This is a genomic window from Streptomyces sp. WM6372, assembly GCF_001279655.1.
Taxonomy (GTDB): domain Bacteria; phylum Actinomycetota; class Actinomycetes; order Streptomycetales; family Streptomycetaceae; genus Streptomyces.
Window position 1 is genome coordinate 153,201 of sequence record NZ_LGDB01000183.1, and the last position, 11,797, is coordinate 164,997.

Sequence of the window (11,797 nt, forward strand, 5' to 3'; positions counted from 1 at the left end):
GCTCCTGGAATCGGCGGACGCCGGCTCCTCCCGACAGGCGGCACTACACCGCCGTGGGGCACGGCAGGGGCCTGGTCGGAGGGCCGCCGTCCGGAACGCGTGGTACGGCTTCCTGTACTGCATCGCCGTTTGGGCATTCGGGCTCGGAAACGGCCCCCGCCGTCCCACACCGCTGCGCGTCAGCTCCGGCTTCACACCGGATTCCCCCATCTGGCAGCCCAGGACGCTACCCGAGTGATCAAGGGACCGCCAGCCACGTCGGCGGGATGACCGCGGCACGCAACCGGGCCCGGTCGGCTGAGACTTATGCCACCTTGACGCGTCCACGGGATCCGTGTTGCACTCCGGCTGATAACTGCTCAGCACCAGGGGAAGCCGGTCGAATTCCGGCGCTGACCCGCAACCGTAGGCCCGGATCGTCCCGGGTGAGCCGGAATGCCTGGGGCCGGGCCACAGTACGAAGAGCGCCGTCGCGGATTGCGGTGTGGTCGTCGCAGCCTCCCCATGGCGAAGGAAGCCGTGCGGGGGCACATCGCCACGCACGCAGCCGCCCGGCAGAGACGAGGGGCCGCGGTGGGGACCGAACAGCAGGCGAAACGTCAGTCAGGGACGAGACGGCGGTTCCTCTCCCTCGTGACCGCGTCCTTCCTGACGCTCGGCGCGGGAGCGGCCTTCCTCGCGGCCCCCGGATCGGCCAGTGCCGACCCGATCGAGCAGTGCACGCCCACCACCGGCGCCCTCGTCGCCGTGGACTTCGGCCCCTTCGGCGGCAAGGTGGAGAAGGGCTGCGACACCACCCCCACCTCCGGATACGAGCTGCTGCACACCGGCGGCTTCACGACCACGGGCACCGTCCACGACGGCGACGGGTTCATCTGCCGCATCGGCAAGGGCTCCGGGACGCAGTACCCCACCCCGGACAAGGAAGAGTGCGTCCTCACCCCGCAGGCCACCGCCTACTGGTCGTACTGGATCGCCTCGCCCGGCCAGCGGAAGTGGACCTACAGCCCGCTCGGTGCCATGGCCCGGCCCCTGAAGCCCGGCGATGTGGACGCCTGGGTCTACGGCGGCACCGACGTCGGCGGCACCAAGGGCAAGCCGTCCTTCTCCCCCGACGACGTCCGGGGCGTCACCACTCCTGACCCGGCCGTCCCGGCGGCCCCGCCCAAGGTGCCCGCCGGCTCGGTCGACGTACCCGCCGCCACCCGCTGGATCACCGGGAAGCTGACGGACGGGGAGCGCGTCGTCGACGAAGGCTCCACCGCCGCGAACCACTTCCTCACCACGGAGGCTGTGTTCGCCCTGGCGGCCGCCGATCCCAAGAGCCCGGTGGCGAAGAAGGCCGCCGGGTTCCTCGCCACGCCCGCGCAGACCGACGCGTACGCCTACCCGGCCGGCAAGGACTCGATCCCCGACGCCACCGCCGCCGCGCGCCTCGCGCTCGTCGCCGAGGCCACCGGCAGGGACCCGCACGCGTTCGGCGGCCACGACCTCCTCGGCGACCTCGTGAAGTACGTCTGCCCGCGCGACATCGGCGACGGCGAGACGATCGACGGCTGCTACACCAAGGGCGACTTCCGTACGACCGGACAGGCCGACGCCCAGGCCATGGCCGTCATCGCCCTGGCCAACGGCGGTGTGACGCCCCCGGCCCACGCGGTGAACCGACTGGTCGGCCTCCAGTGCGAGGACGGCGGATTCACCAGTGTCCTCATCCGGGCCGGAGGAGCGTGCGAGAGCGAGGCCGGCTCCACCGGCCTGATCACCCTGGCCCTGGCACGGGCCGGCGGCGACGAGAAGGCGATCCAGAAGGCCCGCGGCTACCTCAAGAAGTCCCAGCTGGCGACCGGCGCGTGGCCCGCCATGTACTACGAGACGACCGGCAACCCGGCCGCCACCGCCTGGGCCGCGCAGGCACTGCGCGCCCTCGGCGACGAGGCGTTCGCGGACGCCGGCGTCTCCTGGCTCTCCACGCGCCAGTTCCCGGCGGCAGGCTTCGGTTTCGGCGAGGACGACACCGAATCGAGGCTGTTCCCCACCGCGACGGCCGCCATCGCGGGTGCCGGCAGCGATCTGGTCGCGCTGACCACCAAGAAGACCGAACCGCCGACCGTCCCGCCGGTCACTCCCCCGCCCGGTGACGGGCCGGACCTGAAGAAGGGCGTCGCGTACCTCACCGGCACCTCGCGCCTGATCCAGGGCCGGTTCTACGAGAGCGGCAAGGGAACCGGCTTCGCCGACTACGGCATGACCATCGACGGCGCCTACGCCCTGGCCGCGACCGGCGAGAACAACCCCGTGCTGCGCAACATCGTCGACTTCCTCGACAAGGGCGGCAAGGACGGCAAGGGCCGCACCATCAACGACTACACCCTGATCGGCACCAAGTACGCCGGCGGCGGCTCCATCGGCAAGACCGCCCTGCTCGCCGAAGCGGTCGGCCGCGACCCCCGCAACTTCGGCGGCAAGGACCTGATCGCGGCCCTCGCGACGGGCGTCTGCACCGCGAAGGACACCACGTCCACCCCCTACTGCGGGGGCAAGGGCGCCTACAAGAACGCCAAGTCCGTCTTCGACCAGTCCCTTGGCGTCATCGCCCAGGTCCGCGCGGGCGACACCGCCGCCGCGACCGAGCAGATCGCCTACCTCAAGAGCCTCCAGGACTCCTCGGGCGCCTGGCCCAGCCTCATCGGCAAGGACAGCGGCGCCGAGGTCGACTCCACGGCGATGGCCGCCATGGCCCTGGACCTGCTGCCCGACGAAGCCTCCCGGACGGCCGTCGACAAGGCCCTCGCCTGGCTCGCCACCCAGCAGAAGCAGGACGGCGGCTTCCCCGGCGCCTCCGGCAACTCCGTCAACTCCGCCGCACTCGCCGTCCAGGGGCTGTACCTGGACGCGGCGAAGTACGGTGCGCAGGTCGCCAAGGCGCGCAAGTTCCTGGCCGGCCAGCAGAACGGCGACGGCGGCTTCAACATCGCCCAGGACGCGCAGCCCGGCTCCGACGTGCGCGCCTCCACCCAGGCCGTCGGCGGCGCCACCGGCATTTCCTTCGGCGTCCTGACCCGCGACCTGAAGGGCACCACCCCCGAGCCCGTCCCCAGCACGTCCGGCGGCACCAACGGCGGCTCCAACGGCGGTGCCAGCGCCGGCGCCTCCGGCGGCAACGGCTCGCCCGTCATCGTGACCCCCGGCGAGGACGCGGGCGGCGCGGGCTCCTCCGGCGGGACCGGCTCGGGCGGCGGGGGCCTCGCCTCCACCGGCGCCCAGGTCGGCGCGCTCGCCGCGATGGCCCTGGTCCTGACCCTCGGCGGCTGGGGCCTCACCCGCGCCGCCAAGCGGCGCCGCGAGGACACCGGGGGCCGGGCATGAGCGGCAACCGGCTCCTGCGCGCCCTCGCCCGTACGGCCGCCGCGCTGGGGCTGACGGTGGCGGCGTTCGCCGCCGCCGCGGCCCCGGCCGGGGCCGCCCCGCAGCCGATGGGCCAGTGCACCACCTCCTCGGGCGTCGTCCTCGCCGTCGACTTCAGCCACTGGGGCGGCCCCGTCTACCGCTCCTGCGGTACGACGCCCACCACCGGCTACGAGCTCCTCAACCAGGGCGGCTGGGCGACGACGGGCACCGGCCACGACGGCCCCGCCTTCATCTGCCGCATCGGCTACAGCGGCCACCAGGGCGGCAAGCAGTACCCGACCCCGCAGCAGGACGACTGCGTCCTGACCCCGCCCGCCTCCGCCTACTGGTCGTACTGGCACGCGAACCCGGGGCAGAACACCTGGGAGTACAGCCAGCTCGGCGCCATGCTCTACAAGCCGAGGCCGGGCAGCGTCGACCTGTGGATCTTCGGGGGCACCAACATCGAGGGCACCGAGGGCAAGCCCACCGTCACCCCCGACCAGCTGCGCGCCAAGAACACCGCGCCGACCGGCGGACCCGCGCCCCAGGACACCCGCACCGCGGCGCCCCTGCCTCCGAACGTCAACACCGGCCCGAAACCGGAGAACCCGCCCGCGGCCGTCCCGCCGGCGACGACACCGTCCCCCGGCCCCACGGCCCCGGAAAGCCCGTCACCCTCGGCGAGCCCCTCCGACAGCACCGCGCCGACCCCCTCCGCACCACCGCCGTCCGCCCCCGCGGCCGCGGCCGCGCCCGGACCCCCGGTCGTCGACGCCGCTCCCGCCGCCGACGCCGAGTACGACGTGGGCTCGTACCTGCCCGCCGTCGCCACCGGGGCGCTGGTGCTGCTGATCGGCGCCGCCGCCGTCTACGCGGCCAAGCGCCGCCGTCGTACGGAGTAACCGCGTGTCACGCACCACCTCGGCCGCGGCCGAGCCGCCCGCGTCCGGCCTCGCGCCGGACGCGGGCGGCCGCCGTCTGCCCCGCACCCTGCACCCCGTCGCCTGGTGGATCTGGGCCCTGGCCCTCGCCACCGCCGTCAGCCGCACCAACAACCCGCTGCTGCTCTTCCTCGTCCTCGCGGTCCTCGGCTACGTCATCACCATGCGCCGCACCGAGGCCCCCTGGGCCCGCGGCTTCAAGTACTACCTCTACCTCGCGATCACGGTCGTCGCGATCCGCGTGACCTTCCGCGCGGTCTTCGCCACCGGCATCACCCCCCGCGACCACTTCCTGTTCTCCCTGCCCCACGTCCCCACCCCGGACTGGTACGCGGGCATCCAGCTCGGCGGCCCCGTCTCCCTGGAGGCCCTGCTCTCCGCCGCCACCGACGGACTGCGCCTCGCCTGCATGCTGTGCTGCATCGGCGCGGCCAACACCCTCGCCAATCCCAAACGGGCGCTGCGCGTCCTGCCGGGCGCGCTCTACGAACTCGGCGTCGCCGTCACGGTCTCCATCAGCGTCGCCCCGCAGCTCGTGCAGAGCGTGCAGCGCGTCCACCGCGCCAAACGGCTGCGGGCCGGGCGGTCGAAGGGGCTCCGGGCCCTGCGGGGGATCGTGGTCCCCGTCCTGGAGGACGCCTTGGAGCGCTCGCTGCGACTGGCCGCCGCCATGGACTCGCGCGGCTACGGCCGGGCCGGCACCGCCACCCGCCGCTCCCGGCGCGCCACCGGCGCCCTGATGCTGCTCGGCATGTGCGGCCTGTGCGCGGGCGCGTACGGACTCCTCGACGCCACCGCCCCGAAGCTGCTGGGCCTGCCCGCGATGGGCGCCGGCGCCCTCCTGTGCTTCGCCGGCCTGCGCCTCGGCGGTCGCCGCATCACCCGGACCACCTACCGGCCGGACCCCTGGCACCTCGCCGAATGGGCCGTCGCCGGCTGCGGGGTCCTCTCCGCCGTCCTCCTCTTCACCAACGTCGGCTTCAACGCCGCCGAGCTCAACCCCTCCATCTACCCGCTCAGCTGGCCCACCCTGCCGCTCGTACCCGCCGCCGCGATCCTGCTCGCCGGGACCGCCGGCTTCCTGGCCCCGCCTCCCGCCCCGCCCGCCCGGCCGGCCGTCCCCGCACAGCGCACCGAGGAACCCAAGTGATCACCTTCGACCAGGTCACCGTCCGGTACGAGGACACGGCCGAACCCGTCCTGCACGACGTCAACCTGACCGTCGAGGAGGGCGAACTCTGCCTCGTCGTCGGCCACACCGGCGTCGGCAAGTCCACCCTCCTCGGCGCCGTCAACGGCCTCGTCCCGCACTTCACCGGCGGCACCCTGTACGGCCGTGTCGTGGTCGACGGCCGGAACACGGCGGAGCATCCCCCGCGTGAACTCGCCGACGTCGTCGGCGTGGTGGGCCAGGACCCGCTGGACGGGTTCGTCACCGATACCGTCGAGGAGGAACTCGCCTACGCCATGGAGCAGTTGGCGGTCCCCCCGGCCACCATGCGCAAGCGCGTCGAGGAGACGCTCGACCTCCTCGGCCTCGCCGATCTGCGCCACCGCGCCCTGCACGAGCTCTCGGGCGGCCAGCAGCAGCGCGTCGCCATCGGCTCCGTCCTCACCGCCCACCCCCGCGTCCTCGTCCTGGACGAGCCCACCTCGGCCCTGGACCCGACCGCCGCCGAGGAGGTCCTGGCCGCCGTCACCCGCCTCGTCCACGACCTCGGCGTCACCGTCCTGCTCGCCGAACACCGCCTGGAGCGCGTGGTCCAGTACGCCGACCGCGTCATCCACCTGCCCGGCGACGGCCGCGTCGTGTCCGGCCCGCCCGCCGAGATCTTCCGTACGTCCTCCATCGCGCCGCCGATCGTGGAACTCGGCCGCGCCGCGGGCTGGACCCCGCTGCCCCTCTCGATCCGCGACGCCCGCAGGGCCGCCGGCCCGCTCCGCTCGCGGCTGGCCGACACCGCTCCCCCGCGCGTGCGGCCCGCTCCCGTCGCGGACCGCTCGGAGCTGCTCACGGCGCGCGGGGTCACCGTCGCCTACCACGGCGTGCCGGCCGTCCGCGAGGTCGACCTCACCCTGCACGGCGGGGAGATCACCGCCCTCATGGGCCGCAACGGATCCGGCAAGTCCTCCCTCCTGTGGGCCCTCCAGGGATCCGGGCCGCGCAAGGCGGGCTCGGTGGCCGTCGCCACCGCCGACGGCTCGAAGCCCCAGGATCCCCGGAAGCTGTCCGCGGCGGCGGCCCGGCAGCTGGTGGGACTCGTCCCGCAGACCCCCACCGACCTGCTCTACCTCGAATCCGTCCAGCAGGAACTCGACCAGGCCGACACCGAGTCGGGGGTCGGGGCGGAGGACGTCCGGGCCCGCGCCATCCTCGACCGGCTCGCCCCCGGGATCCCCGACGGCACCCACCCCCGCGACCTCTCCGAAGGGCAGAAGCTCGCCCTCGTCCTCGCGATCCAGCTGGCCGCCGCACCGCGGGTGCTGCTCCTCGACGAGCCCACCCGCGGCCTCGACTACCGCGCCAAGACCGAACTGATCCGCATCGTCGACGACCTCGCAGCGGAGGGCCGCGCCGTCGTGATCTCCACCCACGACGTCGAGTTCGTCGCCCGCGCCGCCGACCGCGTCGTGGTCATGGCCGAGGGCGACGTCGTCGCCGACGGTCCCACCACCGAGGTCATCGTCGCCTCGCCCGTCTTCGCACCCCAGACCGCGAAGATCCTGTCCCCGCTGCCCTTCCTCACCGTCGACCAGCTGACCGCCGTACTCCCCTCCGACGCCGACGGAACGGACCTCCACTCGTGAGCACGCAGCACGCGGCCATCCTCATCCGTCCCCGGGCCGCGATCGTCATCGGCATGGCCGCCTTCCTCGGCATCGTCGCGTTCTTCTGGCCCTTCCTCGTCGCCCCGGGCAAGTTCGGATCCAACTACGCACCACCGCTGATCTTCGGCGTCCTCCTCGTCATCGTGCTCTCCGTGGTGATCTCCGAGATCGCGGAAGGCGGCATCAACTCCAAAGCCCTGGCCATGCTCGGGGTCTTGTCGGCGGTCAACGCCGCGATCCGCCCGCTCGGCGCCGGCACCGCGGGCATCGAGACGGTGTTCTTCATCCTCGTCCTGGCCGGACGCGTCTACGGCCCCGGATTCGGCTTCACCCTCGGCTGCACCTCGCTCTTCGCCTCCGCCCTCATCACCGGCGGGGTCGGGCCCTGGATGCCGTACCAGATGTTCGGGTGCGCCTTCGTCGGCATGCTGGCGGGTCTCCTCCCGAGGGCGTCGGGCCGCAAGGAGGTCGCGCTGCTCGCGGTCTACGGGTCGGTCTCCGGCTACCTCTTCGGTTTCCTCCTCAACCTGTCCTTCTGGCCGTTCTCCCTCGACCCCAACAGCTCCCTCGCCTACCTGCCCGGCCTCCCCTTCACCGAGCAGTTCCACCGCTACCTCGCCTTCGACCTCGCCACCTCACTGGGCTGGGACACCGGCCGGGCCGTCACCAACTTCGTCTGCGTCTGCCTGGCCGGCCCCGCCGTCCTCACGGTCTTCCGCCGCGCCGCCCGCAAGGCCCGCTTCCAGGCCCCGATCCGCTTCCGGCCCCGCGCGCTCCCCACCGAGGACACTCCTCCGGAGCAGCTGGGCAACACGACTGCCAAGTCCTCTTAATACTGCGGCCATTGAGTGGCGCCACCGTCCGGCGTAGCGTTTTTCGGGAGCATTTGATGACGGGTTGAATTCGCCCACCCCGCATCGGCCTCCTCATCTCCGCACGCCGATCAGGAAGGCGCGATTCACCATGCCCGTTTCCGCTTCCGCACCACTGCACCTCGCCGTCTCGCTGGACGGCGCGGGCGCGCACCCGGCCGCCTGGCGCGAGCCGGGAGCCCGGCCCGCCGAGCTGTTCACCGCCCGCTACTGGGCCGGTCTCGTCGCGGAGGCCGAGGCCGGGCTGCTCGACTTCGTCGCCTTCGAGGACGGGCTCGCCCTCCAGTCCTCCTCCCCCGGTGGCCCCGACGAGCGCACGGACCGGGTCCGCGGCCGGCTCGACGCGGTCCTCACCGCCGCGCGGGTGGCACCGCTGACCCGCCGCATCGGGCTCGTGGGGGCCGTGACCACCACCCACACCGAGCCCTTCCACATCTCCAAGGCCGTGGCCACCCTCGACCACGTCAGCCGCGGCCGCGCCGGCCTGCACGTCCAGGTCTCCGGACTCCCTTACGAGGAACGGCACTTCGGCCGCCGTCCCGCACCGCTCGCGGAGGACGCGCTGTACGAGGAGGCCGCCGACCACGTCGAGGTGGTCCGGCGTCTGTGGGACAGCTGGGAGGACGGTGCGGAGATCCGCGACGTGGCCACGGGCCGGTTCGTGGACCGCGACAAACTCCATTACATCGACTTCGCGGGCCACCACTTCAGCGTCCGGGGCCCTTCGATCACCCCGCGCCCGCCCCAGGGCCAGCCCGTCGTGAGCGCGCGCGCCACCGACAGCGCGGCGTACGGGCTCATCGCCCGGTCGGCCGACATGGGCCGCCTCGTGGCCCGCGACACCGAGGAGACGCGGGCGGCCGTCACCGCCGTCCGGGGGCTCCGCACCTCGGCGGGCCTTGCCGAGCGGCCGCTGCACCTGTTCGGGGAGCTGACCGTGTTCCTCGACGAGAGTGCCGCGGCGGCGGCCGACCGCCGCGGCCGCCTCGACGAGGCCGCGCGCGAACCGTACGAGGGCGACACCGCCGTGTTCACCGGTACGCCCGGCCGGTTGGCCGAGTTGCTCCAGGAACGCCGGGAGGCGGGTCTGTCGGGCTTCCTGCTGCGACCGGCGGTCATCGCCCACGACCTGCCCGCGATCACCCGCGCCCTGGTGCCGGAACTCCAGCGGCGGGGTCTGTTCCGCCGGGAGTACGAGGCGGACACCCTGCGCGGCCTGCTGGGACTCGACCGGCCCGCCAACCGCTACGCCGCGGCCACGCTCCCGGCCGCCTGAGCCACCCCACGCGACGCGAGGCTCGCCTCGCCCTCTCTCGCCTCCGGAAGGACGAACCATGACCACCGAGCCGCTCAAGCAGATCCACCTCGCGGCCCACTTCCCTGGCGTCAACAACACCACCGTCTGGAGCGACCCGGCGGCCGGCAGCCACATCGACTTCGACTCCTTCGCCCACTTCGCCCGGACCGCGGAGCGCGCCAAGTTCGACTTCCTCTTCCTCGCCGAGGGCCTGCGACTGCGCGAACAGGGCGGACGGATCTACGACCTGGACGTCGTCGGCCGGCCCGACACCTTCACCGTGCTGGCCGCCCTCGCGGCCGTCACCGACCGCCTCGGGCTCACCGGCACCATCAACTCCACCTTCAACGAGCCCTACGAGGTGGCCCGCCAGTTCGCCTCCCTGGACCACCTGTCGGCCGGCAGGGCCGCCTGGAACGTGGTCACCTCCTGGGACGCGTTCACCGGCGAGAACTTCCGGCGCGGGGGCTTCCTGCCCCGGGAGGAGCGCTACAGCCGCGCCAAGGAGTTCCTGGCCACCGCGCACGAGCTGTTCGATTCCTGGGACGGCGGCGATCTCGCCGCCGACGCCGGATCCGGCACCTTCCTGCGCGACGCCCGGGCCGGGGCCTTCGCCCACCAGGGCCCGCAGTTCGACATCGAGGGCCGGTTCAACGTGCCGCGCAGCCCGCAGGGCCGCCCGGTGATCTTCCAGGCGGGCGACTCCGACGAGGGCCGCGAGTTCGCCGCCTCCGACGCGGACGCGATCTTCGGCCGGTACGGGACCCTCGACGAGGGCCGGGCGTTCTACGCCGACGTCAAGCGCCGCCTCGCGAAGTACGGGCGCACGCACGACCAGTTGAAGATCCTGCCCGCGGCCACCTTCATCCTCGGCGACACCGACGCCGAAGCCCGCGAGGCCGCCCACGCGGTGCGCCGGCTCCAGGTCAGCGGGCAGACCGCGATCAAGTACCTCGAACACGTCTGGAACCGCGACCTGTCCGGCTACGACCCCGACGGCCCCCTGCCCGACATCGACCCCGTGACCGGCGAGAACACCATCGCCCTCGGCCGGGCGAGCGTGCGCCAGTTCCGCGATCCGCTGGAGACCGCCCGGCAGTGGCGCGCCCTCGCCGAGGCCAAGAACCTCTCGATCCGGGAGCTGGTCATCGCCACCACCTCGGGCCAGACCTTCGTCGGCTCCGCCGCCACCGTCGCCGAGCAGATCAACACGCTCGTGCAGGCGGACGCGGCCGACGGTTTCATCCTGGTCCCCCACATCACCCCGGGCGGCCTCGACACCTTCGCCGACACCGTCGTCCCCCTGCTCCAGGAGCGCGGGGTCTTCCGCAGCGAGTACGAAGGCACCACCCTGCGCGACCACCTCGGTCTCGCGGTGCCGCGGGCGGCCTCCGGCCGGCGGCGGGCAGCGGCCTCGTGAAGTTCCTGGCCATCACCCTGATCACCGACGACACGGACCCGGTGACGGGCGCCGCGGCCCCCACCCGGGAGCGGTTCCGCGAGGTCGTCGCGAGCGCGCTGCGCGCGGAGGAGCTCGGCTTCGACGGGTTCGGCGTCGGTGAACGCCACGAGCGGCCGTTCCTGTCGTCCTCACCGCCCGTGGTGCTCAGCCACATCGCGGCGCTGACCCGCCGGATCCGCCTGTTCACCGCCGTCACCACGCTGAGCCTGCTGGACCCGGTGCGGGCGTACGAGGACTACGCGACCCTGGACCACCTCTGCGACGGCCGCCTCGAACTGATGGTCGGCAAGGGCAACGGCACGGCCCAGCGCGAGCTGTTCCACGTGACTCCCGAGGACCAGTGGGAGCGCAACGCCGAGAGCTACGAGCTGTTCCGCCGGATCTGGCGCGAGGACAAGGTGAGCGCCGAGCCGCGCTTCCGCCCCGCACTGACCGGCGCGGAGGTGCTGCCGCGGCCGTACCAGCGCACGCTGCGCGTCTGGCACGGCAGCGCGACGAGCCGGGAGTCGGTGGATCTGGCGGCACGCTACGGGGACCCGCTGTTCTCGGCGAACGTCACCCACCCCATCGGCCCGTACGCGGAACTGGTCCGCCACTACCGGGAGCGCTGGGAACACTACGGCCATGACCCGGCCCGCGCCGTCGTCGGCGCGGGCACGGCCGGCTACCACGCCGCGCGCACCTCGCAGCAGGCCGTCGCCGCGTACCGGCCGGCCTTCGCCCGGTACCTCGCGGCGCACCGCGCGCAGGGTGTGGAGCCGGTCTTCGCGACCCTGGAGGACTTCGTCGAGCGCAGCTCGGCGCTGATCGGCAGCCCCCAGCAGGTGATCGAGAAGGTCCACCGTTACCACGCGGAGTTCGGCCACACCGTCCTGCACCTGCAGGCCGAGGCGGGCGGGCTCCGGGAGGCGGAGCACCACGCCTCCCTCGAACTCTTCCAGTCGGAGATCGCCCCGGTGCTCCGCCGGGAGATACCCGACCCTTCCTTCCCCGACCTGTAAGG

The 11,797-nt window shown here is 73.2% G+C and carries 8 protein-coding genes and 2 riboswitches; all 8 genes read left to right on the forward strand.

Annotated elements, in window-relative coordinates; all coding sequences use genetic code 11:
- Positions 1-131: 131 nt before the first annotated feature.
- Positions 132-207: riboswitch (cobalamin riboswitch) on the reverse strand.
- A 162-nt stretch (positions 208-369) separates the two neighbouring features.
- Positions 370-440, forward strand: a riboswitch (cobalamin riboswitch).
- A 133-nt stretch (positions 441-573) separates the two neighbouring features.
- The 8 genes from ADK52_RS18285 (at position 574) to ADK52_RS18320 (ending at position 11,795) form a co-directional block, all read left to right on the forward strand.
- Positions 574-3,369 carry a prenyltransferase/squalene oxidase repeat-containing protein gene (locus ADK52_RS18285; RefSeq protein ID WP_053690890.1) on the forward strand — a complete coding sequence of 932 codons (2,796 nt, stop codon included), beginning with the start codon at positions 574-576 and terminating at the stop codon, positions 3,367-3,369.
- Positions 3,366-4,295 carry a hypothetical protein gene (locus tag ADK52_RS18290; RefSeq protein ID WP_053690891.1) on the forward strand — a complete coding sequence of 310 codons (930 nt, stop codon included), beginning with the start codon at positions 3,366-3,368 and terminating at the stop codon, positions 4,293-4,295. Before ADK52_RS18285 ends, ADK52_RS18290 begins: the two co-directional genes overlap by 4 nt.
- A 4-nt stretch (positions 4,296-4,299) precedes the next feature.
- On the forward strand, positions 4,300-5,484 hold the full coding sequence (locus ADK52_RS18295) for an energy-coupling factor transporter transmembrane component T (RefSeq protein ID WP_053690892.1): 1,185 nt from the start codon (positions 4,300-4,302) through the stop codon (positions 5,482-5,484).
- Positions 5,481-7,142, forward strand: coding sequence for an ABC transporter ATP-binding protein (locus ADK52_RS18300; protein WP_053690893.1), 1,662 nt, complete (start codon positions 5,481-5,483; stop codon positions 7,140-7,142). Before ADK52_RS18295 ends, ADK52_RS18300 begins: the two co-directional genes overlap by 4 nt.
- A complete protein-coding gene (locus ADK52_RS18305) occupies positions 7,139-7,996 on the forward strand; it encodes an ECF transporter S component (protein WP_053690894.1) in 858 nt (285 codons plus the stop codon). Before ADK52_RS18300 ends, ADK52_RS18305 begins: the two co-directional genes overlap by 4 nt.
- Positions 7,997-8,126: 130 nt before the next feature.
- Positions 8,127-9,311: an LLM class flavin-dependent oxidoreductase gene (locus tag ADK52_RS18310; protein WP_053690895.1), complete on the forward strand. Its 1,185-nt coding sequence runs from the start codon at positions 8,127-8,129 to the stop codon at positions 9,309-9,311.
- Between the two features lie 58 nt (positions 9,312-9,369).
- Positions 9,370-10,752, forward strand: a complete 1,383-nt coding sequence (locus tag ADK52_RS18315; protein ID WP_053690896.1) for an NtaA/DmoA family FMN-dependent monooxygenase — start codon at positions 9,370-9,372, stop codon at positions 10,750-10,752.
- Positions 10,749-11,795, forward strand: a complete 1,047-nt coding sequence (locus ADK52_RS18320; protein ID WP_053690897.1) for an LLM class flavin-dependent oxidoreductase — start codon at positions 10,749-10,751, stop codon at positions 11,793-11,795. Before ADK52_RS18315 ends, ADK52_RS18320 begins: the two co-directional genes overlap by 4 nt.
- Positions 11,796-11,797: the final 2 nt, after the last annotated feature.